Raw genomic sequence first — 22,456 nt, 5'->3', positions numbered from 1 at the left:
CATGGAACTGCCTGAACTTGCCAGGCAGACATTAACGGTAGTTGTCCTTGTTATTTTCCAACTCTGTCAATAGGCCTGAAACGTAAAGCACTCCAGGTGTCGTCTATGGAAATTGCTGTTACTGTCGTAATGCCAAATTCTTCTCCTGTTACACGAATAGTGTCCCTATTGATGTCTGTTTTAATCTTTGAGGTTCCTTTGGGATAAGCAAACCATAATACGCTGTCAGATTCAATATTTTTCAAATTCTCTTTAAGAAAGCTTAAATACTCCTTGTTGTTATTGATAAAAACCAGAGTGTTTGTGCTTTTAATATTTTTGTTCAAGCTTATTTTGAAGCCAAGTTTTACAAACTGTTCTTCAATTGTTGCAGGTGCGTTAAGAACAACTCCAACGTCTTTGAACTTAAATTTTTTAATAGTGTCTTGCATCTCTGTGGGTATTTTTATTATAAAATAATCCAATTTCCGTAAAATATCTGTACTATGTCGTCTTACCCGGATATCAGACCTTTTCCCTCTAAATAAATCTCGTATTTACTAAATTAGCATTTTAAAATAAATGATTTGCAATGGTTTTTTTAAGGATTCAGGTGTGAAATAATTAATATAAAATAAACTGTATTTTCAAAATATAGCATAATCCGGATGAGGAAATCTGTAGCAAGTCCCCCTTTTTGTTAATGTACCCGGTATTCGAAAAACAGGTACTATTTATGTGTATATTCAATCTTAGTTATAACACAGAAACATGACGGAATTATCTAAAGAAGAAGAAAATATACTCAAACGCATAAATGAAAAATCGAAGAGCGATTATAAAGCATTCGAGAAATTCAGAACGGAAGAGTACCCAAAGAAATCACTTGAAGAAAGAATTGATTACTGGACAGATCTGATTTATAAGAATATGAAATGGCAGGGAGAGGTTACTGGTGATGAGTATGATGGAATGTTTACAAAAGAGTGGTTTGATGATAATGTCAGATTCGATCCTGAGTTTAACAAAATATTCTCTGTAGTAGCCGAGAACCTGAAGCTTGATATGAAAAAATTAGAAACTCTGAAGTAATTTGTGGCCATGAAACAAGGAATGTTATACAATAGTTCGTTTAGTTCCTTCCGAAATGGGAGAGACCAGGCTATTGTATAATGCTCTTTGAAACGAATTTTATGCCCGCTTGGTATAACCAAGCGGGTTTTTGTTTTTGTGCCTGTAGCAAAAATGGTTTATGCGCCCGTTTGAAAAACCGGGGATGTGGGATTGTTACTTAACTGACACACATGGAAGTCGGTAACACTGGTGGAGCAGCCCAGCCAATGACTCAGAGTGCCTTACAGCTTCTGCAGACAGCTGCGAGCCATTATAATAAGGGAATGCATAACATGTCGCCTCTTAATGGGTTCCGGGAATTAAGCAGTGTTGTATTACCTACTAAAGGTGTAATAATTATGAGACCATAATTTAAAAATTAATAAATTACAGTATGATGAAATTCTTGGTAATAATAGCATTACTTTCTGTTTTCCAGCCTGATGTAGAGGGTGTTTATACACGGCATAAACAATTATGCTCTGTCATTGATGCGTTTGATAAGAAATGGGAATTGACATTAAGACATGATTCCAGTTTTATTTATATCATTCATGAACTTTATACAAGGAATAGTCTGGATTCTACTTATAATGCCAGGGGGACATGGGCTATCGCTCATGATACGCTGACATTGAAAACATCCACTTCTTCGTATCTCTTTCAGTTTGTTGTTAAAGACAAAATGTTGATTCCAATCAGAGAGAAGGAGGTAAATAGAGGCGGGTTTGTTATGAAGCTAGACTGTCTGACGAGGATGTAACTTGTCTTACAAATGAATGGATTTCAGATAAATTACGTGCAAACAGGTTCGAACTTCGTCTCCGGTAGCCCGCAGAAATTAAAAAGCCTTTAGATGTGATCTGAAGGCTTTTTAATTTCGTTTTTATCGTAAGTCCATTTCCTAAAAAAGGAGTATACCTATTTTTTAATCAACCAATTTTCTACCGCTCTGGAAAAATCCGCTACGTCAATGGGATGTCTGCTGGTAATCAAATTGCCATCACTAACTACCGATTGTTCCAGCACAGTGGCGCCGGCATTTTTCAGGTCACTTTGTATATTCCAGTAGCCAGTGAGTTTTTTCCCTTTGATGATATCTGCAGAAGCCAACACCACAGGTGCATGACAAATTGCTGCTATTAGTTTCCCGGATCTGTTAAATTCCTGAACAAATCTGATTACATCTTTATCAGCCCGAAGGTTATCCGGATTCCAGGCGCCACCGGGAATGAATACAGCATCATAGTCAGTGACTTTAATTTGGTCTGCCGTACGATCAAATTTTATCCAACCTACCGGCTGCAGGTATTGTATAGCCATGATGTGGGTTTTAGACATTTCCGGATAAGCAAGCCCATATCGTTCGGGAGCCGGGTTGTACTTAGGCGCCACTATATCAACGGTTGCTCCCAACTGTCTGAAATACCATACCGGACCTGTTAATTCAATTTCCTCGAAACCGTCTGCCACAAGCACTGCTATCTTCCTGCCACTTAATGCCGAGCTGTTTTTTACCGGGGTAAAGAAGAATGCTTTTAATGCTTCGTTGCCCGGTGCGTTTAATAATTTTGATACAGGCATGTTTACAACAGCCGACTCTGTTGATAATTGATTGACGATTTCCAGTTCGTTTGCGTTTTCTATTGTATTCATATGTTCAGTTTTTACTTTTACCTGCGCATCTGCAGTTATTGCGAGTATGGTCAGTACACCTGCTACAATGACATGATTAAATGGTTTCATTTTTTTCAATTTAATAGTTAATGATTTCCTTTGAAGGTTCTTAATGCTATTGACGAATAAGGGGTGAAAATTCAATAAGGTTATGAAGCCCAGTCTGAAACGGTTGCTTTTTGATACTTGAATTGAGGTAATCGATCACCGGTTGAATGGGCGGAAAATTGAGATGATATTGAAAAGCTGCATTACTTCTAAACTTTTCATACGTTACAAACTGTGTATCGTCTTCTTCCAGTTGTGATAGTTGATAAGTAATGACGCCGGGTTCACTTCTGAATTGTGGCATTGCTATGTGGTAAACATCTTTAAAGCGCTGCTGTGTTCCTGCCCTTGCATCTACAAACAGCATAATGGTAAGCTGACTGTCTGCTGCATTGGCTGTTTTACGCCATTGTTGTTTTGAAAGGGGGTCCAGGTCTTTTACAGGGACGCTTTTTATCGGCTTCTGTAAAGCCATTTCTGCTAAACGACTTACTGCCTGCGATTGGGTGTTACTTTTTACTTTCATCCATTCTTCAATACTTCCCCACCGTTCTATTATCCAAAGTATGGAAGGGTTTTCCCTTTCATAGTAGGCTTCCGCCATAATATTGCTTTCAATACCGATAGCATACAATACGTAATCCGTAATTGCTTTTTTGAATTGGTCCAGGTATTCGGGTTTTACTTCATAACGGGTAAGCCTGGCTACAGCCTGTTGCTGTTGTAATGCTGATAGTACTGCTTCTCCAACAGCCTTTGCCGATTGTGCCTTTGTATATGAGGTGCATATCAGAAAAGCTGTTATCAATACAAGTACAATGTTGGTATTAGATAGCCATGCATTTGTCCTCATTTCATTTTGTTTTAACGTGCATGAATAAATTGTCAATTCAAAATTAGCTGAGTATATATTCCTAAGGAAGTGAGCGGATCACTAATAAAGTGTGATTTGAATCACGGCCAATGATGTAAACCATTGGCCGTTACCGTTATAATTTTGCTATGCTGAGCAATAGCTTTGACACTTCATGCGGTTGAGACAGAAATGGCGAATGACTTGTATTTACTGTAAGAACGGTGGTAATGTGTGCCGCAGCAATCATGTTGTCCTGCAGGGCTGGTGAAATAACAATATCCTGCAGTGTTTTGATATATACTTTTTTAACAGATCCAAAGGCGACATCGGTTAACGTAACCTTATTGGAAAACGGAATTGCTGGCTCTGCACGATAATTATCAATTACCTGTTGTTTAACAGCGGGCGTACCATCATTGATAAAAAGCCAGGTAAGGCTATCGGCTTTTACATCGAGCGTCAACTGGTCGGAAGAGGAAATTAATGAGGCTCTCAGTTTAGAATCAGGATCAGTGGAGGCCAGATCAGCCAGCGCCTGTCCCGATGCTGGTAGAAAAGCGCCAATGTAAACCAGTTGGCTGATTTTGGAAGGGATCTTCTCTGCCACCGCGGTGATCACCATGCCACCCATGCTGTGCCCAACCAGAATAACTTTTTCATTTACTGTAGCAACAGCTTCTGTCACTTTATCCCGGTAAACATCCAGACTCAGGGTCTGCGGTGGCGTTTTGTCGCTGCCATGCCCCGGAAGTTCTACAACAATTACTTTGTGCCCCTTATTTAGCAGATCAGTACGTACGGCATCCCAAACGTATGGCGCCTGCCATGCACCATGTACCAGTACATAGGTCCTGGGGGTACCGATAGCATTGTCTTCGTTTTTTTTGCAATACGCAAATGCAGACATAGCGAATGCTGCTGCCATCAGCAGGAAAATTGTTTTTGTCATTGTTAATAGTTTTTTGTTTCTATCTCTTATTTAATTGGATAATATTGCGGGTTAACCAAAGTCGTCCATTTTTATTTTGTCAATGGGAACCTCTTCCCGGATCAATAACTGCTTCATAGAATCCAGAAAGGGAGACGTTCCTACTAAGTAATAATCGTATTGCAGCAGGTCATTCAAATGGTATTTTAGCAGATCAATATCGATCCTCTTGCTCATTGAAGTGATGACTGGCAGATAGGTGTAATTTTCTATTTTTCTATTTTCCAGTTCCCGTTGATATGCTGTAGATGCTATTGTTCTATTGGAATTGAAAAGATAGATCCTGCTTTTGAATTGTTTTTTTTCCAGTTCCTTTAGCATGGGTAGAACGGGTGTGATGCCGATGCCACAAATAAGGAATACGATGTGCCCCATGCCTGGTTTCAACAGAAAATTACCGCAAGGCCCAAAGATGGTGGCCTCATCTCCTGTCTCCATTTGTAAACAGGAGTATTTAAAGCTGCTATCGCTCACTCTCATGGCAAAACGAAGGATTGGCTCGTCGGGATGAGAGACAATGGAAAGTGAACGAAAGGGTAGGTCCAGTTCAATTTTCTTTGGTTTATTCAGGCGAAGAATGGCGTACTGTCCTGGCTTATGGTAAAATCCTGGTGGTTTCTCAAAGGTCAGCTCTATGGTGTTTTCCGCGATTACCTGGGTTGTCAGTAGTTTGACGATCCTGCCATCTTCCAGTAATTGTTTGTTATAGGTTTGCCATTTGATCGTTTTATTCATAGACATGGCAGCCCAATAGCCACCGGAGATCGACCCGGTAAATCCACCGCCGGGAAAAGACCATGCCGAGGCGAAATACATATTTCTAAGAGGAGATCTTGCCGGAATTCTTTTCACACCCGATTGTGAGGGGCTCTGTGCATAGCCATAAGGCGTGCCTTTGGGGTTAAGTGTATACCGTTGAATAGTTTTAGCAGTCCCGACTTCATAAAAAATGATATGCTGAAGAATGCCGGGGTAATGCGTTTCCAGTCTTTTTAAAAAGAGCTGCGCAATCTGTTCCTTTTTGTTTTTATAGGCCGGTTCATCCAATCCCTCCCACTCCGATAAATAATCGGCTGCGCAGATCACGCCAAAGCTTTTCCCAGCAGGTGTAATTCCGGAGTCGAGCTGGCTGTAATCCACAAATACAAAAGATTTATTACCCCAGTCTCCAATGTTGTTTGCTTTGATGTCTTTCAGCTGGTTGATACCTTTGCCCTGAATGAAGGTGGAATAATGTTGTACGCCAAATTGCTTCAGGTCAATATCGAAACCTATGTAAATTGAAATCAGCGAACAGGATGTTTCCAGGTTTTTCGTTTTGTCTTTCAACGATTGTCTGTAAGGTTCGGGTAGCATCTTTATAGCATGTGGTATGGCCGCGTTCAATACAATGGCATCTGCATAAATGGTTACAGGTTCAAGTGAATCATTGAAAGCATCGCGGTACTGCACACCAGTAGCCCTGTTATTTTCAACCAGAATATTTTCTGCTTTCTTACCTGCCATTACCTGTCCGCCATTTTTTTCAATAAAGGAAGTAAGGTAATCGGAAAGCTTTTGTGAGCCGCCTTTTATATAATAGCCGCCACCGGTTATATATCCAGCTTGTGCAATAGCAAAATGCAGCAACGATAAATTGTACGGATCATCACCATAATACAAAACGTTGGTAGTAAGCACCAGTTTAAGCTGTTCATCGGTGATGTGTTTATCGAGCCAGTCGCCGCAGCTTAGCTTTAGTGACTTAAAAATATTTGAGTACAAAACAGGTATGAAGGGATAGATCAGTGTCATCTTCCACTTTTCTTTTGGCATCCGGTAAATTTCATCCAGGACATTGTTCATTAGGCTGAAAAAAGCCTGAATGCCTTTTGCTTCGTGCGGAAATTTTTCGATCAGTGCCTGTTGTGCACGTGCTGTGCCGTGTGGAAAGGTGAATGTGGTGGCTGCAGAGGTTACATGAAAGAGCTCAGGTGCCTGAACGAATTGTATAAACTTATTTACGTCAAGCAGCTCGAACACTTCAGCTTTGATATCTCTGTCATGAAAGCCATTCATTTCGTGTAACCCTACTTCCATGATAAAATCCTTGCGCTTGAAGTTGGTGGCGCATCCCCCAGGTATATAGTGCTGCTCAAGGACCAGCACCTTCTTTCCCAATCTGGCTAGTGTGGCACCGGCTGTTAGGCCACCCAGCCCGCTTCCTATAATTACCGCATTGAATTTATTGATTGCAGTCATATTTTGGCTATTGTTATAGTGGGAGCATTCTTTATTTTATCCATTATTTTCAGGCGCAGGCATATCAAATCCATTTAATACGGTTGCAATGAGGCAATAGCCGCTGATGAGAAAGATGAGCTCTCCGGTTTTATTTTGCCCAAGCACATTGACAGCCTGATGATAGGTTGAAGCTGGAACAACATGGCCTTTAACCAATACCGATGCTACGTCATGAGCGATCGCCTCCTGCTCGTTTAGACCTTCCGGGCGGCCACCAGCTGCCAATGATGCGATAATACCGGCTGAAAGCCCAAAGGCCGCCGCCATGATCTCATGCGCATATAGCTCAAAGCGGGAACCAAAGGCACCGCCTACTGTAAGGATGGCCACTTCACGCACTGTTTTCGGAAGTGATGCATGGTTATCTAACGACTTCAAAAATGTTAGCGCAGGTATACCAAATTGTGGAAAATGTAACATGGCCGGAAACGGCCCTAATAGCGCCCCTTCGGCATTCATCATCACTACCGGGCCCTGGCTGCTGGTTATTACGTTAGCGATTTCATCGTGTACATAGCGAAGTTCGGGACTAAGGGTATGGGGAGGCAACGGTTGTAAGCGCATGATGTTGTTTTTATGTTTTAAAGAAGTTCATTGGTGAATTCACCATCGATAAGGATAAAAGCCATACGGCAGGGTTTCCCCGACCGGTTTGCCCAGGCATGGCTGGTGCCACGTTGAACGATAATGTCGCCGGCTTTGATCGTTACTTCGCCTTGATCAACTATCAATGTTAGTTCTCCCTCCAGCACAATACCGTAATCAATCGTCGCCGTGCGGTGCATTAAAGGATGTGGTGCATCCTGGCCTGCTTTCGAAGCTGCTTCTCCGCCCATAGCTTTAAAGTGCGTAGCCGCTTCTTCTTTGGTAAGATTTCTGATCTCCTCCCGTTCTGGCGGAAAATCAATCACCCTGATACGTGTGCCATTTTTAGGAGGCCCCAGTACCAGGCTGGTTTCTTCCAACTCGCCGGAAACAGGATCAATCAGCGCTGGCGACTGCCGTGTATTCCATACTTCATGAAATCTGGCCCCGTTTGGCCCGCCAATCATATACGTCTGGCCGGGTGAAGCGTCTGACACGATAATTGCTTTTCCATCTGCGTTATGACCTGTTACGATACGTCTTACTGTTTTTTGTTGCTGATCCATGATATTAGTTTTTAGATGTTTTTTGATTTTTAAAAACAAAAACGCCCAGGTAGTGAAACAGGACGCCTATTGCCCATGCTGGTGTTGACCATAACGGCCATGGATAAGTTCTGTCGGTCAGATACCACAAGATCCAGATGGCCGGCGTGGTCAAAAAGAAAACGATCAGATGGATCCTGAAACCTTTTTGGGGAGATGTTAGATGTGACATACACTTTGAATTTTTCTGATGTGATGGTATAGGATGGTTACGTATTGTTTGTTTAACAACCGTTGTGAGACAAAATTACTATCATAACAGGGAGCCATAAAGACGTCTACTCACTTTTTGGGAGTGATCAGACTCACTATTGCAGCGTGATTCCAGTCACTCATTGGCAGGGATACAGTAGGAGTTGATTGAAACAAAAGAGGGTATATCAGCATTGATACACCCTCCTAATATTATAGTCGATCCTAACGCCCTTATTTTTGATTAGTATATAACCGGCTTAATGTTTCGCGACGCAAGCCGAGAAACTCTGCGATCATTTTTTTAGGTATTTGTTGTATTAAGACGGGATATAATTTTGCAAATTCTTCATATCGTTTTTGTGGTGCATTGCAAAGTAACATTTTGATCCTTAGCTGTAGGGCAATAAACCCTCTGGTCATTTTCATCCTGAAAAAATGTTCCATTTTGTGTAGTTCTGCAGCCAGTTTTTCCCTGCCATAAAGACTGAGGCATAATACTTCACCAGGCACTAAACATTCCAGGTACATGCTTGCCGGCTTCTGGTTAAAATAGGAATTATAGTCAGACATCCACCAGTTCTCCTGAGCAAACATGCAAACATATTCCTTTCCCAGATCGTCGGAATAAAATACTCTATATATGCCAGAGAGTACCAGGTACTCGTATTTAACATCTTCTCCTTCCTGTATCAGGTATTGATTCTTGCGTACTTTTTTTAATGTAAAGAACGATTTGATGAATTCAAATTCTTCATCGTTAACTGGCGTTATGTTTTCAATGTGTAACCTCAATCTGTTCATGTTATCAGGTCTATAGAATTACGTTTAATTTTTTAAATCAACAACCAATCTCAGGTGACACCATTTGTATGCCATATAATATAGATAGTAAGAATAGGATTGTCCTTCTTTATAATGCAATGAAAATGAGTTTTTAGTACTCTTATAATGAGGGGTACCTACAATCATGACAATCAGCCAACTCCAATTTTTTTGGAGTTGGCTGATTAAAGTCTAAAAATATTGGAGTAGATGTTTACTGGTTTCCTGTGGTTTGGATAAAATCCTGTCTCTTAATGTTCAGCTTAGCCATTTTTGCTTCCAGCGTGGTTGGTTTCACATTCAACATTTTCGCAGCGCCATTTGTTCCGCGTATGCGGCCATTCGTTCTTTTTAAGACCGAAATAAGATAAGCTCTTTCTGTTTCCTGCTGAACGTGTTTTACATCCTGCAGTGTTTCGATATTTATTTCACCGGTTAATGCAGGAGCCGCCATGGTCAGGCGTCGCCTTAATTCCAGTTTTGATTTTCCATCGTTAAGGATAACTGACTGCTCCATAATATTCTCCAACTCCCGAATATTCCCCGGCCAGTTGTAGGCACGCATTTCTTCTATCATGGAAGGTGCAATACCCTGGAATGGCTTATTGAATTCCTGGCAAAACCTGTTTGCAAAAAAAAGTGCCAGCGTTTCAATATCTGTTTTCCGTTCCCGTAAAGACGGCAATGTTATGGGAAATACATTGAGCCGATAATAGAGATCAAGCCGGAAATTTCCTTCTGCTACTTCTTTTTCCAGGTTTCGGTTAGTAGCGGACACAATTCTAACATTCACTTTTACAGAGGAACTGCCGCCTACAGACGAAATTTCTTTTTCCTGTAAAACACGGAGTAATTTAACCTGCATATCCAGCGGCAATTCTCCAATTTCATCTAAAAAAATAGTGCCTCCATCGGCTTGTTCAAATCTTCCTTTTCTTTTTTCTATGGCGCCGGTAAATGCTCCCTTCTCATGGCCAAATAGCTCCGATTCTATCAATGTGGTTGGAATGGCAGCACAGTTTACTTTTACGAATGGTCCCTTTGCTCTTTGTGACAGCGCGTGAATATAATGGGCTACTTTTTCTTTTCCGGTTCCGCTTTCACCAAGTATCAGGACCGACGTATTATAGGGCGCGATCTGCGTGGTAAGATCCAATGCAGCGAGTAAAAGCGGGTGGTTGCCAATAATACCCTGAAATTCGGGACGATTCGCAGCTTCACTGTGGTCTTTGTTAGTAGAAACGGGTTGATCGGTTGCACGCACTGCATGCGTCATTTTCTCTGCCAGTTCTGTCAAATACGTTTTTAAACGATCCAGTAAAGCAATGTGCTTCTCCGTGTAAATAGCGCGCTGGCGACTGTAAAAGAAGTAGTGAACCGCCGAACCGTTCTTTAAATCCACCGGAAAAACCAGGAAAGCCTGACAATTAAGGAAATCACACCATGTTTTTTGTAGCGAAGGATCATTCAATTCCTGTTTTGTTATTTCATCACTGTAAATGATTGCGTCTGCATCTGTATGGCTGTTCTTAATGATGTTGGAAAGCTCGTCTTTAGTTAAACCGGTAATGGTTGTTAATTCTTTTTCACGAATAAACTGGTATTCATCAAACCCTATTCGTAAATAGGCTGTATCATTGAATTGCGCAGCATCAAAAGGTCTGGGTCCTACAGATATAAGATCAAAAGGGATATATGATTGTAACAAACGGGCAATCTTCAGTAACTGTTGTTCAGCCGTTGCAGTTTCATTGCTTATTGCGGCTAACTGCTTTTGCAAAAAATCTTCTTGCCTGAGTTGGGCTTCCAGGCTATGGCGATGACGATATAGGGCTATTTCCAATGCTACCAGCAGGTCATTTTCCCTGAATGGCTTTACAAGAAATCCATAAGGCTCGGTTGTCTTTGCTTCTTCCAGTATTTTCTGGCTTGAATGTGCAGACAAATAAATGAAAGGAATATTTTCAGTCCTCAGTTTCCTGGCCAGGTCTATACCTGAACTTTCTCCTTCTAATCGAATGTCGAGCAGTATAAGGTCCGGCTGTTGGTTCCGCATATTTTCTTCAGCCTCTTCAACCGAAGCCACCATACCTGTTACACGATAACCAGCTGTCTCCACTGCTAAACGGAGCGCATTTCCCACAATAAATTCATCTTCTACAATCAATATTTTGATATTCATATTTATATTGTTGCTGATTTAATTAAGATTGGAAACCTCACCGTTATGTGTACGCCTTTATTGCTTTCAATATAAAAGCTGCCCTTTAGTTGTTTGGTAAGCCCCTGCATCAGACCCAGTCCGAGTGAATGGTTTTTACCGGTGTCAAGTCCTGCAGGTAAACCAATACCATTGTCCGATATTTTCAACAATAGTTGATCGGTGCCCTCATATTGTAAATGAATGCTTACGCCCCCTTTCTGCTCCGTCAGGAAGGCATATTTGATAGCATTGACAATGCTTTCCGTAATGATCAATCCCAATGGGATTGCCTGCGAAATATCAAGATCTACCGACTCGATCGTTTGTTCAAAAGTTATCTGATTGTTAGCATCAAAACTTTCATGCAGGTAACGCACCAGGTCTTTGATATAAACGGGCATCGAAATGGTTGATATATTTTCATCCTTGTAAAGCTTCTGGTGAATCATTGACATTGCCTCTATCCGCCGCAGACTGTCATTCACAGCAAGCCGGGCTGTATTATCCTCAAGATACCTGGATTGCGCATATAGTAAGCCGGTTACCATCTGAAGGTTGTTCTTAACCCGGTGATGTACCTCTTTGATTAACCATTCTTTTTCTTTGAGTAATTTATCCTGCTCTGTAATCAGTTTTTCTAAGGATAAATTTTTCTGATCCAGTTCCTTCTGATTAGCACTGAGCTTGCGATTGTTTCTTTGTTTTATCAGATAGCGGTTAAATAGCAGGCCCACAATGACCAGCAGTAGTACTACATAGGCCAGGATTATGTTCTTTGTTTTATTAGTCTGCTCAATACTGATACGCTGCAGTTGGTTTTGGTTGTTAAGCAGTTTAATATCCTTTTCCTTTTTAGCGGTTTCAAATTGAATCTGTAATTCTTCTATTTGCCAGTGCTTGGTTTCATTGAAAAGGGAGTCGCTCAATTGCTTGTGCCTGAGTAAATGTTGTATTGCGGAAGTGTAATTTTCTACGCCGGAATCACCTTTGAAGAGCATCAGCTGAATGTCTTTCATCATTGCAAGTGAATTCCTGATTTTCGCAGCGCCAAGTGCCTTTTGCAAATATGTAATCGCGTTCCTGTATTGCTGCTTATTGATAAAATACCGCCCTATCTCGTAATAGACATCAGTGGTTATTTCATTGTCTTCCTGCAGCTGCCCTGCCAGTTTTATTAATTCAAGATAATACTTTTCGGCCTGTTGATCCTGCTTCACAGCCTGGTAACAGTATGCCAATGAACCTAACAGACATATTTTTGCGTCAACTCCGATAGGTTTGTTTTTGGCGTTGATGTCAAGAATATAGGCGAGTGCTTCCTTCTCCCTTTTTATTTTTATTAGTTCCCTTGCAAAGAAGCTTGCATCCCTGAATTTATAAAAATTGTCGCTATCATTAAATACCCGATTATTGAGTGTTTTCGAATACCATTCCACACTTTTGTCTGGTTGCCCTATTTCCCTGTACATATTGGCAAGGCGACTGTAAAAAGTAAGGGCTGAAGTGGAATCATTTGTGGCTTCGATACTTTCTATTGCCTTTAACCCATAAAAAATACACTTATTGAAATCGCCTTTATGGCGATAGGTAAAAGCCAGCAGATCATAAATATAATGCAGATCCCGATAACCGATCGCTTTGTAAAGATCCAGTGAATTCAATAACGCAGTTTCTGCCAGATTTAACCTGCCATTCACCAAATGTATATCAGCAATCGTCTTTAAAACAAATGCTTCTCTTTCCTGATTACCACTTTTTTTATAAAGCGAGCGCATTTGCTCAAAACAATGCAACCTGGTTATTCCAGTATTCTCACGCAACGGAATCAGCATTGCCAGCTCGTACCACAAAAGGGCTTCCCGTTCTTCATTACCAGGCATGCTTATTTGAGCTATCGTTTCCTGATATAGCTTTTTAGTTGGCTGCAGGCCTTCGGTAATAAAGCTAACCATTGCCTTGATATGCGTGCGTTCAGGTTGCCATTTTGCAGACAAAGGAACCGGTGCTATTTTACTTGCCTGCTCTAAGAAAATCATTGAGCTGTCTAAATTCTGTTTGAATCCGGATTTATGAAACAGATAATGGCGGCCTAATATGATCAATAGACGAAAACGGGTTGAATCGTGTAGTGGGCCTAACAGGTCAAGCGCAGATTTTATTTCATTTTTTCTAATAAAGGCATCTCCTTTTAATAAAATAGCTTCATTTTTTCCATTTTCATATTTTAATGACTCACTAAGATGAAGAGCCTGGGCTGCAAACAAGGAAGCGCTATCAAGCTGTGTCCATGGATTTCCAATTCTGTACACATAATATTCCCTCAGCAAATAATATTGGCCCAGTTTTAGCAAAATATGCACCCGGCCTGTATCTGCTTTGCTTTTCCTGAGTTGTAAAAACAATTCCGATTGATGATCCCATATCCTTTGAGCAGAAGAAAATGGTGGGGTAACCAGCAAGATCACAATAGTGGAAATAAGGAAAATGAGTCTTTTATTATAATGTTTCATGTATGAAAAGAAAGTATTATATAATTAGACTGGGCAGGTCTAAAGTGCCTTAAAATTATGACAATAATTATCAAATTGGAACTAAGAGTCTCGTCACTTAATTAGAAAAAGGGCCGAAACCCTCATTCTAATTAAAATTTCTTAAACTTAAATTCTGGTCTATTTTGGCAATATCTGGTAATAAACTTTACAATTTTGTCCAAATCGGATACAAAACTGGTCGAAAGTTGTCCCCTTCTCTCCGCAAGCTTTAAAGCCTTCAAATCGAAAGATTGAAGGCTTTTTAAATTTTAAGAAGTATCTAATTTTACATTTTTAGCTTCCTATTATGTTATCCTCTACTATTTTCTCATCACTCACTAACATCACAACATCATTTAAATTTATAAATTTGGGTTCGTCCGGATGAACCTTCATTCTATAATTCTCACTTGCAAAAAATATATTAAAGTCTTCCACAGAAGAAAAATAGATGTCTGTAATACTATCATATTGAGGCGCAGGGAATCCATTTATCTCCACAGGATGTGAAACAACGTATTTTTTGACGTACTTTTTAGTTTCGGGAATAGACATAAATAAAGGAGCATGGTTATTCCTATGATAATTAACGAACTCTTCTTTGGTCATCTCTTCTACCTTCCGAATTAAAAATGTGAATTTCAACATAAAAATTATTTTGAATGCAAAGCTATTTTCATTGTGAAAACTTTGCAATACCGGATAATTTTATGCGGATATTTGCAATTCAGATTTTCATTAATTCCTTTATAGGTTATGTATAAAAAGAAGACGCCCACTCAGATATTTTGTGGACTCCATTTGTTCAAGGAGTTGCTCAACGGTAAATGGAAGCTAATGCTTATTTATTATGTTTATAAGGAATACAGACGTCCCAGTCAGCTTCAAAAGATAATACCTAATAGTGATCGTCGGGTTTTAGATAAGCAGCTCAATGAGTTGGTCTTACATGGGTTTATGAGAAAACAAGTGTTTAACACAAAAGTTCCTAAGGTGGAATACGAATTAACAGATCTTGGAAAAAGTTTAATACCCGTAATTTTAAATCTGGAAAAATGGGGCGAAGAACACAGACCGGATCTTGAAATTGTATTAAAAGCTGACCCCAAATTTATAGATATAGTTTAATCGAATAGCACATTAACTCAGACGTTTTATTAAAAGAAGACGTCCTCTTTATAGTTAAGGGAAAACAAGGTAGCGGGATATATGATTGTCAATAGTAAGTTTAGCAATGAATTTCACTGACGAATACATAAATTTTAGATAAATCCTCTACAAGCCGGTTCGAACTTCGTTCCCGATAACCCGCAGATATTAAATGGGGATAATTAAGTATAATTGCTTGATTATTCCCATTTTTGATTTATATAAATCGGGGTTCGAGATGGACTTTGTTTTTTTAATTGCCTGAGCTATTTACACTTGTATTATAAAGGATGATTCCCCAAAAGAAGTTATCAGGTGGTGGCGAATCCCAGTTGTTATAAGCATGTCCCGCATCTGATTTATACCGTAAAAAATAGTTGCCGGCAGGTAAGGTGATTTCCTGGTCTATCTTCTGGTTTTTAAGCGCTCCGCCAGCATGTTTTGCCGGTTGTCCCTGCATCTGCCAGATCGTTTTGCCCAAGGTATCTTCAATCCAGCCATAGTCACACCATGAACTAAAATCTCCCGAACAATTTTCACCCACGCCATATACTCTTAGTCGCATAGGTTTTGAAAGTGTAAACTTTTTTGTAAGGTCCTGATTAATATCTGCATTCTGAATAGCAGCAATTATCTCTCCTGCAGGTAATGTGTCCGTGTGATTAAAATTAAGACTCGCATAAATTTCATAAAATTGCTTTGCCTTTATAGTATCACCATTTATGAGAGCCATGGTAGCCTGTGTTACCAGCTCCTTACTATAAAAATCTTTGTAGGAAGAATTGGCTGTTGTTAGACTTTTCCGGATAGTCTGTACAGGAAGATGATAGTCAAGCCGGATAAAATCACTGTCTTTATTAATGCAGTATTTGTAGAACAATTGTCCTACCGGTGACAAAAAGAGATCTCCATCAGCCAGTGGAAAAGGCTGACTGAGTTTATCTATATTAGTAAGTACCACCATTGTCATTTTCAGGGAAGGTACTTTTATAAATAATCCTGATTCACCTTGCGTTTGTCCGTAATGCCAGTAAAAGTCAATTCCTCTGTAAGTTTGTGTAAACCATCCAAGACCATAAGGGGAAAGCGCTCCATTTTTGAGCTTGTTGGCAGTAAAAATCTCCTTTTGGGTGTCTGCTGTTACAAACTGGTTTCTATCTATAGCTGCAGAGTATTTCAGCAGATCTTTTATTGTTGTAATCAATCCGCCAAAAGCGCCAAATTCATCAAAGTATTGTGATGCAACGATTTCTCCTTTTTCATTAAGAGCATAAGGTTTTGCCAGTTGTTTAATGGCTGTTTCAAAATAAGGGATCATGCTTTTATCCTGCCGGGTGAAAGTGAAATAAGAGTAAAGGGAGATTCCCGGAGCTGTTGACGACATTTTGAGAGGAGTTACTATATTCTCCATTAACAGCTGATAAAAAGGAATTCCGGAAGCCTTTTCAATAATAGGTGTTAATTTCCCAAATCGATAACCATTGTATTGATAATGTGCGCCTGGTTCTCCTTCAGAGGTATGGGTCAATAAGTTTTTTACGGTAATATGAGTGCTGGCGAGATTTATACCATAAGCCGATATGGGTGTTTCCAAACTTAAATTCTTCCGTTCTACCTGTTGCATAACAAGTGTAGAAGTAAATGTTTTAGTAATGGATGCTACCCGGAAAGAGGTATTTGCGGTTGTTTTGATGTGGTTTTCAAGATCTGCATATCCGAAGCCTTCTTCAAAAAGTATAGAGTCTCCTTTCATAAAGGCCGCAGCCATACCTGGTATTTTCAGTTCAACACGGATTGAGTCTAATCCTGCAATGATGGTCTGCATAGGTGTTTTTGCCTGTGAATGCCCTTCTGTTATAATACCGAAAAAAAAGGTTAGTAGTTCCCCCAAGATCAGCCTATACTTCATGAAGTTAGTTTTGAATACTCATTTTGTTCATCATCAATCAGATCAGGTCTAATATAATACCCTGAGATAGCCTAATAAAGTAAAGACGTTGAATAAATGTAAAGTTGCTTCTTATAAAGTATTCATTTTGAAATTAGCATCGTAGTTTGGTATTAGTAAGTAGGGTCATTCAAATTCTATTTAGGAATGAGTTTGCCTAATAGATAGCTGTATTATTTGATAATACTATATTTATATTTTATATATTAATTATCAATTAAAAGATGCATCTTAAATATGGGAGAAAAAATTTAGTCTTTAGTAAAAAAATCGTTACATTTGTAATGTTCTTTACCCTTGGTTTGGAACCTACAAAGGTCTCAAACGCTGAACCCACTAATCAGCGTTTTTTTTATGTCCAGTCGGGACCGTCAAGAAACTTTTGCAAATTAGCATCATCATCAATTTGGTATGCGGTCACGAATTGAGCCTTTTTTGCAGAAAAAAGACGGATAATAACAACGTAGTTACCTTTTACAAATGCCACCCTTCTACTGTTATCATAGCTTTTATTCTTAGAATCCCATCCTTTCTTTAGTACTGCTGTATTATCTTCAAGTGTTTCCTTTATCCATAACATCTTTTCACAACGGTTCAATGACAACACAGATTTATCTTTTGCCTGTCTATTGTCACTTTCATAAAAAGCATGATCAAACATTGATGAAAAGAATTGTACCGTAATGTCATCAAAAGTGACAATTGGTTTGGCAGAATTGCAATAAGTCTCTGACCATAGCTGGCGTAGCTCAGCTTCGGTCATTTGTTGAGGCTTTATTTTCTTATATGCCATTACCAACCTCCCTCCATGTTGATTTGAAAAACATTAAATTTTTCTTCATGTTTTGATGTAGGTTTGATTTCATGACCGATAAATGCCTCTACTACTTGAATCAATTCTTTTTTCGCGGGGCTTTCAATTTTATTATTGAACTTGGCGGAAGTAATTCCGGTTAGCACGTCCGCCAGTTGAATACCTAGCGATTGTTCTGAAGGTAATCCCTGAACTTGGGCGATTGTAGAAGTCCTATTGGCCTCTTCCAACAACCTCTTCAATTCATTTAACCTTCCTTTATTACGATTCACTTTCAAGTCTATAAAAATATTATAGTTGTTATTGTCGAATAGCCAATGATGAAGCAAGTGATAGTAAAATTTATAAAAACCAAGTTCTACATCACCGTTATGAAAGCTGAGCGCATCCGCTTTCTCAGCCTCGATCATGATTACACGGAAACGAATATAGTCAGCCTCAAAAAAATAGTTTAGTACGTCACGGTAAAGTGTAACGTATGCAGGCGAAACTTTATTCCATTTGAGTTCTCCTTTTACGTTATAGCGAGCCTTGATATCGTTCAGATCTTGTTTAAGTTTTTCCCTACTTTCGGCGGGCAACCAAATGCTACCAATCGCAGTAAATTGGTGTTCATTTTTATTTGTCAAGGCTTCTAGGCCGCTTTCGTCACAATAAACTTCAAATTCCATATAAACGCGATATTACTATAAAGAAAAAAATACCAGTGCAAAAATAACTATATTTTTTAGGAGGGAAGATACTATTAGGGCAGATGAGAGATGTGCTGAATAATAAGTGTATCTAAAAGATTGGATAATCCAAACTTCATTTCCTTTTTCTGAGTGATTATGAGAAATGATTTTCTTTAAACCTTAGGATTTCTTTAACCTACAATAGGGGCGAATTGATTTTTCACCCTCGTTCATTGAACATGGGTAATTTTCACCTCCGTTTAGAATTTAGTAAGTAACACAACAAACGAATAAAATACAGTCGCTCTTAGCAATTATATTTCGTCATAACTAGTCAAAAACAATCACTTGTGGCAGAATATAAAAATTTATATTTCGCCATAACTACTGGAAAATAATGCCTTATGGCAGAATATAGTAATTTTTAATAGGACGAATTGTCTGATTTTCTGTTCGTGAGCCTTAAAATTGTTCTTTCCTCTGTGAAGGAATAGTATTTCTTGTAAACTCCAAATTAGATATTTAAACTTATGCTAAGCCAATTATAAATGAGCCTGCCTAATAAATGAGTAAATGTCAGATAAATTATCTGCGAACTGGTTCAAAACTTGTCCCCTCCAGCCTGCAAGCTTTAAAGCCTTCAAGTCGAAAGATTTGAAGGCTTTTACTGTTTGATCAAAACCATGTAGGATGTTTGTAACTCGTCGAATTTTATAATTTTTTCCCTGAATTCTATAATGGTCCAGGTTAATTGATGATTTAGATTTGTACAAATCTAAATTTCAATTTAAATGACAGAATTGCGCTATGAAGGTAGTGATGGTTGTCCATTATATGCCTTTTCTCTTACTGATTCTATTGATAAAACGAAACCAGTATTAATCATGTTGCATGGAGGTGGCCCGGACCATTACAGTCTTATCCCGTTGGCTCGTAATATCGACTATCCACAAATAGTGTTGCCCGATATAAGGGGCTATGGACGTTCTATTTGTTATGACGAAACCCGGTATAAGTGGGAACAATATGCTGCTGATATTATTTCCTTACTGAATTATTTAGACTGTCCTAAAGCTATATTATGTGGAGCTGGTATAGGGACAACCATTAGTTTACGTACTACTATATCTGCTCCCGATAGGATAGACTCCTTAATACTTATAAGTATTGAAGATATCGAAGATGATGAGGCCAAAATGGCTGAGATCAAATTTCTTGACGAATTTGCCACCAATGTAAGAGCTTATGGACTAGAGGTGGCCTGGGCGCCTATTTTAAAAAATCTGTCTCCAGTTATAGGAGATATGGTACGTGATGCTATTCCACGGTCAGATGCTGATAGCATAGCGGCTGCTGCAGCAATTGGTTATGATCGGGCATTTAATAATATAAATGAATTAAGCGTTATTTCAGCACCAGTATTAATAATTCCTGGTGCCGATGAAAGACATCCCACAGAATTAGCGGAAGACATCGGGAAATTACTTCCCAATGGATACATTTCACCCTTGTCTATGTCAGGGAATATTCAATCAGTTGAAGATTTTTCACAGTATTTTGCACCCATAATCAATACTTTTTTAAGAACAATACACAACCTTTGGTAAGCATTACAAGTATATCGACTGAGTAGTAATATAGTAAGTGGGAGAACATATAAAAGAAACAGTACTTTTCTTTATTAAGAATTACCGTAGAGTATTCCATAACAGATTACAGCAAGGCATTTTCCCATCAGAAATAAGGTAAGTCCGGAACAATTAAATCAAATCTCCAATCAAATAGATAAAAATGAGAATCACCCACATTAAAGATATTCTATTGATATTTTCTTTACTCTTGTGCGTATTAAAATCAACTGGGCAACAAAATATCTGCTGTAGTAATAAAATTGTGCCCTCAATTGACAGTTCAGGAGGCTTTTCTCTTTTTAAACCTATTCTGATTTTTTTAACTATTTTGGCTACTCGAACAATTCAACTTGATTTCTGATATTGTAATTAGCGAATTTCTTACCTAATTTAAATTGAACATGAAAATACCTGGAATACTCCTTTTCATAATATTTCTTTTGTGTGCTTTGAATACTTGTTTTGCGCAATCAGAGGACGACTTTATTGTGAATGGCCCGGTCAGGACAATAGCTATAAATAAGCAAAGTCTAAAGAGTGCTTCAGAAAGCCAAACAGAGACACGTAATTATGATAAAATAGGAAGGATGATCAGTAAAATTAGTACTGGTAATACCATCAAAGAGTATTATTATAAGGGAGCCAAAGAACCAGTACTTACTTGCAGTTACGACATCAAGCACCCTATGCAAAAGTCTTATGAGGTTAAACAGTATGATACCTATGGGAAATTAATATTAATGGCGGGGATTGATGGAGGAGAAATTTCTAACCTGGATATTTATAGTGATCAGGAGAATCAGATAAATCACAATGTCTTTGTAAGAGGCAATGAAATTTATACCAATAGCAAAACTAAAAAGATTGATCTTTCGAATATGAGTTTTTCTAAGGAACTGGTTCCGTTTATCTGGGATAAGGAATTGTCTGAAGGTACTGATCAGGCATATATTTCCTACAGTAATCCGGCAGAAACGGACAATATAGCGCATACTATTACCTATAAGATTTTTGAGAAAGGAAATCCAGGTAACCGGATAGAAATTGTGAATGCGCCAGGCGAAAATGAAAAAGGATATTGGTATCGTTATTTGAACAACAAAATTTATCAGGAACGATATATCGCGAACAAAACTGATCTTTCGGATTTTGGACATCTTTATGACTATGATAAACAAGGACGATTGCTCAGTAATACTTACGGATACTTTGAGAAAATAACAGGGGGAGTTTATATGCAACGTAGGGAAATCTCTTATGACAATTATGGGAATATGGTTAAAGTTAGAGATTTAGCAGAGCATGAGACTTCATTTGATATCAACTATAGTTATGAGTATGATCAGCACAAAAATTGGACTGTCAGGGTTGAAAAATATAAAGATGGATCTGGAAGCAGCGTAACCCGGAAGCTGGAGTATTATACCTCCAATGAAAGCCCGGTTACAAATAATCTTTCAGATGCTGATTATGTAGTTTTATTAGCGAAGGCTTCTGAGCAGGCTAAGATAGCTGAGCAGAAATATAAAGAGTACCTTTCTGCAAAGGGTAAACCTGCAAATGCTTCTATGGCTCCTGTTGCAGGAACGACTGGTTGGAGAGTGTTTTTACCAGCGGGACAGGTGCTGGATACATTAAGTTATGGAGATCTTAATAAGGACGGTCTGGAAGATGTAGTGATTGTTTTTCAGCCTAAAAAGGCCTTACAGCATCAGCGGAATACAACGCGGGAGCTGCGTATATTATTTAAACAACAAGATGGGAATTACCTATTAGCAGCCACAAGTAGCCATGCAGCGATGCCTGAAGGTGATGGTAACATTTTCTTTTCCGGCACTGAGATTAAGAACGGGATATTGATTGTGGAACATGAATTCCTTCGGGGAGGTTGTACCTATAAGTATAGGTACCAGAATGGAGGATTCTATTTGATTGGTGCCAGCAGTATAACTGGTGATCCTACCTACAGTAAGACTTTTGACTATAACTTGAGCACGGGGCGGTATGTATCCGAATATACGAATGATGATGATGATACTAAATCTGTGAAAAAGGAAGGGGTTCACAAATTGAATACATTGCCTAAGATTGAGAACTTTGAATTGTTCAGTATTGAGGTAGAAGGAGAGCGGATTTAGGTTTGTGTTTTGCAGCTAAACATGTACTTATTCGATGAAAATATAAATTTTAGAAATCTCAATGGCAAAATATGTGTAATAATATAAAATAAAGGCAGTATAAGTTCAATGTTCGATATGTTTTTTATTTTCCCGAGGTTAAAAGCTGGTTTATTTTTGTTGTTTTTTCGGTGCTCATAGTACCATTATATTGAATTATTTAAACTAATACAACCAT

At 38.9% G+C, this 22,456-nt stretch carries 21 protein-coding genes; 6 read left to right on the top strand and 15 right to left on the bottom strand.

The annotated features are described in order from the left end of the window. Positions 1-50: 50 nt before the first annotated feature. The gene (locus BM176_RS18480; RefSeq protein WP_090105750.1) at positions 51-431 is read right to left on the bottom strand and encodes a hypothetical protein; all 381 of its coding nucleotides are present in this window, start codon (positions 429-431) and stop codon (positions 51-53) included. Between the two features lie 319 nt (positions 432-750). Here BM176_RS18480 and BM176_RS18475 point away from each other — a divergent pair, with 319 nt between their 5' ends. The 3 genes from BM176_RS18475 (at position 751) to BM176_RS18465 (ending at position 1,855) form a co-directional block, all read left to right on the top strand. Continuing rightward, on the top strand, positions 751-1,071 hold the full coding sequence (locus BM176_RS18475; RefSeq protein WP_090105748.1) for a hypothetical protein: 321 nt from the start codon (positions 751-753) through the stop codon (positions 1,069-1,071). A 212-nt stretch (positions 1,072-1,283) separates the two neighbouring features. Further along, positions 1,284-1,463 carry a hypothetical protein gene (locus tag BM176_RS18470; protein ID WP_090105746.1) on the top strand — a complete coding sequence of 60 codons (180 nt, stop codon included), beginning with the start codon at positions 1,284-1,286 and terminating at the stop codon, positions 1,461-1,463. A 23-nt stretch (positions 1,464-1,486) separates the two neighbouring features. Then, positions 1,487-1,855, top strand: a complete 369-nt coding sequence (locus tag BM176_RS18465; RefSeq protein WP_090105744.1) for a hypothetical protein — start codon at positions 1,487-1,489, stop codon at positions 1,853-1,855. Between the two features lie 158 nt (positions 1,856-2,013). Here the strand turns inward: BM176_RS18465 and BM176_RS18460 are convergent, their stop codons facing one another. From BM176_RS18460 to BM176_RS18410, 11 genes are all read right to left on the bottom strand, one after another. Next, positions 2,014-2,838, bottom strand: a complete 825-nt coding sequence (locus BM176_RS18460; protein WP_090105742.1) for a DJ-1/PfpI/YhbO family deglycase/protease — start codon at positions 2,836-2,838, stop codon at positions 2,014-2,016. Positions 2,839-2,884: 46 nt separating this feature from the next. Continuing rightward, complete coding sequence (locus BM176_RS18455) at positions 2,885-3,670, bottom strand: putative quinol monooxygenase (RefSeq protein WP_090105740.1); 786 nt, start codon at positions 3,668-3,670, stop codon at positions 2,885-2,887. Positions 3,671-3,806: 136 nt separating this feature from the next. Next, on the bottom strand, positions 3,807-4,622 hold the full coding sequence (locus BM176_RS18450; RefSeq protein WP_090105739.1) for an alpha/beta fold hydrolase: 816 nt from the start codon (positions 4,620-4,622) through the stop codon (positions 3,807-3,809). 51 nt (positions 4,623-4,673) lie between these two features. After that, the gene (locus BM176_RS18445) at positions 4,674-6,902 is read right to left on the bottom strand and encodes an FAD-dependent oxidoreductase (protein WP_177230450.1); all 2,229 of its coding nucleotides are present in this window, start codon (positions 6,900-6,902) and stop codon (positions 4,674-4,676) included. A 36-nt stretch (positions 6,903-6,938) separates the two neighbouring features. Continuing rightward, positions 6,939-7,508, bottom strand: a complete 570-nt coding sequence (locus BM176_RS18440; RefSeq protein WP_218162234.1) for a carboxymuconolactone decarboxylase family protein — start codon at positions 7,506-7,508, stop codon at positions 6,939-6,941. A 17-nt stretch (positions 7,509-7,525) separates the two neighbouring features. After that, positions 7,526-8,095 (bottom strand): cupin domain-containing protein, encoded by a 570-nt coding sequence (locus BM176_RS18435; RefSeq protein ID WP_090105737.1) that lies wholly within the window; start codon positions 8,093-8,095, stop codon positions 7,526-7,528. 4 nt (positions 8,096-8,099) lie between these two features. Next, complete coding sequence (locus BM176_RS18430) at positions 8,100-8,306, bottom strand: 2TM domain-containing protein (protein ID WP_090105735.1); 207 nt, start codon at positions 8,304-8,306, stop codon at positions 8,100-8,102. 254 nt (positions 8,307-8,560) lie between these two features. Beyond that, positions 8,561-9,130, bottom strand: coding sequence for a Crp/Fnr family transcriptional regulator (locus tag BM176_RS18425; protein WP_090105734.1), 570 nt, complete (start codon positions 9,128-9,130; stop codon positions 8,561-8,563). A 235-nt stretch (positions 9,131-9,365) separates the two neighbouring features. After that, the gene (locus BM176_RS18420) at positions 9,366-11,333 is read right to left on the bottom strand and encodes a sigma 54-interacting response regulator (protein ID WP_090105732.1); all 1,968 of its coding nucleotides are present in this window, start codon (positions 11,331-11,333) and stop codon (positions 9,366-9,368) included. Positions 11,334-11,335: 2 nt separating this feature from the next. After that, entirely contained in the window at positions 11,336-13,864 is a 2,529-nt protein-coding gene (locus tag BM176_RS18415) for a tetratricopeptide repeat-containing sensor histidine kinase (protein ID WP_090105730.1), read from the bottom strand. A 315-nt stretch (positions 13,865-14,179) separates the two neighbouring features. Beyond that, on the bottom strand, positions 14,180-14,533 hold the full coding sequence (locus BM176_RS18410) for an EthD domain-containing protein (protein ID WP_090105728.1): 354 nt from the start codon (positions 14,531-14,533) through the stop codon (positions 14,180-14,182). A 108-nt stretch (positions 14,534-14,641) separates the two neighbouring features. Here BM176_RS18410 and BM176_RS18405 point away from each other — a divergent pair, with 108 nt between their 5' ends. Continuing rightward, entirely contained in the window at positions 14,642-15,013 is a 372-nt protein-coding gene (locus BM176_RS18405; protein ID WP_090105726.1) for a winged helix-turn-helix transcriptional regulator, read from the top strand. A 274-nt stretch (positions 15,014-15,287) separates the two neighbouring features. Here BM176_RS18405 and BM176_RS18400 read toward each other — a convergent pair whose 3' ends face one another. From BM176_RS18400 to BM176_RS18390, 3 genes are all read right to left on the bottom strand, one after another. Continuing rightward, positions 15,288-16,943, bottom strand: a complete 1,656-nt coding sequence (locus BM176_RS18400; RefSeq protein WP_090105724.1) for a serine hydrolase domain-containing protein — start codon at positions 16,941-16,943, stop codon at positions 15,288-15,290. Between the two features lie 391 nt (positions 16,944-17,334). Further along, positions 17,335-17,745, bottom strand: coding sequence for a hypothetical protein (locus tag BM176_RS18395; RefSeq protein ID WP_143097856.1), 411 nt, complete (start codon positions 17,743-17,745; stop codon positions 17,335-17,337). 29 nt (positions 17,746-17,774) lie between these two features. Continuing rightward, entirely contained in the window at positions 17,775-18,467 is a 693-nt protein-coding gene (locus BM176_RS18390) for a DUF3800 domain-containing protein (RefSeq protein WP_090105720.1), read from the bottom strand. Positions 18,468-19,261: 794 nt separating this feature from the next. On the opposite strand from BM176_RS18390, the gene BM176_RS18385 reads away from it, so the two are divergent. Both BM176_RS18385 and BM176_RS18380 read left to right on the top strand, forming a co-directional pair. Beyond that, positions 19,262-20,077, top strand: a complete 816-nt coding sequence (locus tag BM176_RS18385; protein WP_090105718.1) for an alpha/beta fold hydrolase — start codon at positions 19,262-19,264, stop codon at positions 20,075-20,077. 611 nt (positions 20,078-20,688) lie between these two features. Next, positions 20,689-22,239, top strand: coding sequence for a hypothetical protein (locus BM176_RS18380; RefSeq protein ID WP_090105716.1), 1,551 nt, complete (start codon positions 20,689-20,691; stop codon positions 22,237-22,239). Positions 22,240-22,456: the final 217 nt, after the last annotated feature.

The organism is Chitinophaga sp. CF118 (assembly GCF_900112615.1).
Classification (GTDB): Bacteria; Bacteroidota; Bacteroidia; order Chitinophagales; family Chitinophagaceae; genus Chitinophaga.
This window is presented reverse-complemented; position numbering and strand designations above follow the sequence as displayed.

Coding starts and splice junctions, on each gene's coding strand:
- BM176_RS18480 (WP_090105750.1), bottom strand. CDS start 431: ATGCAAGACACTATTAAAAAATTTAAGTTCAAAGACGTTGGAGTTGTT.
- BM176_RS18475 (WP_090105748.1), top strand. CDS start 751: ATGACGGAATTATCTAAAGAAGAAGAAAATATACTCAAACGCATAAAT.
- BM176_RS18470 (WP_090105746.1), top strand. CDS start 1,284: ATGGAAGTCGGTAACACTGGTGGAGCAGCCCAGCCAATGACTCAGAGT.
- BM176_RS18465 (WP_090105744.1), top strand. CDS start 1,487: ATGATGAAATTCTTGGTAATAATAGCATTACTTTCTGTTTTCCAGCCT.
- BM176_RS18460 (WP_090105742.1), bottom strand. CDS start 2,838: ATGAAACCATTTAATCATGTCATTGTAGCAGGTGTACTGACCATACTC.
- BM176_RS18455 (WP_090105740.1), bottom strand. CDS start 3,670: ATGAGGACAAATGCATGGCTATCTAATACCAACATTGTACTTGTATTG.
- BM176_RS18450 (WP_090105739.1), bottom strand. CDS start 4,622: ATGACAAAAACAATTTTCCTGCTGATGGCAGCAGCATTCGCTATGTCT.
- BM176_RS18445 (WP_177230450.1), bottom strand. CDS start 6,902: ATGACTGCAATCAATAAATTCAATGCGGTAATTATAGGAAGCGGGCTG.
- BM176_RS18440 (WP_218162234.1), bottom strand. CDS start 7,508: ATGCGCTTACAACCGTTGCCTCCCCATACCCTTAGTCCCGAACTTCGC.
- BM176_RS18435 (WP_090105737.1), bottom strand. CDS start 8,095: ATGGATCAGCAACAAAAAACAGTAAGACGTATCGTAACAGGTCATAAC.
- BM176_RS18430 (WP_090105735.1), bottom strand. CDS start 8,306: ATGTCACATCTAACATCTCCCCAAAAAGGTTTCAGGATCCATCTGATC.
- BM176_RS18425 (WP_090105734.1), bottom strand. CDS start 9,130: ATGAACAGATTGAGGTTACACATTGAAAACATAACGCCAGTTAACGAT.
- BM176_RS18420 (WP_090105732.1), bottom strand. CDS start 11,333: ATGAATATCAAAATATTGATTGTAGAAGATGAATTTATTGTGGGAAAT.
- BM176_RS18415 (WP_090105730.1), bottom strand. CDS start 13,864: ATGAAACATTATAATAAAAGACTCATTTTCCTTATTTCCACTATTGTG.
- BM176_RS18410 (WP_090105728.1), bottom strand. CDS start 14,533: ATGTTGAAATTCACATTTTTAATTCGGAAGGTAGAAGAGATGACCAAA.
- BM176_RS18405 (WP_090105726.1), top strand. CDS start 14,642: ATGTATAAAAAGAAGACGCCCACTCAGATATTTTGTGGACTCCATTTG.
- BM176_RS18400 (WP_090105724.1), bottom strand. CDS start 16,943: ATGAAGTATAGGCTGATCTTGGGGGAACTACTAACCTTTTTTTTCGGT.
- BM176_RS18395 (WP_143097856.1), bottom strand. CDS start 17,745: ATGACCGAAGCTGAGCTACGCCAGCTATGGTCAGAGACTTATTGCAAT.
- BM176_RS18390 (WP_090105720.1), bottom strand. CDS start 18,467: ATGGAATTTGAAGTTTATTGTGACGAAAGCGGCCTAGAAGCCTTGACA.
- BM176_RS18385 (WP_090105718.1), top strand. CDS start 19,262: ATGACAGAATTGCGCTATGAAGGTAGTGATGGTTGTCCATTATATGCC.
- BM176_RS18380 (WP_090105716.1), top strand. CDS start 20,689: ATGATCAGTAAAATTAGTACTGGTAATACCATCAAAGAGTATTATTAT.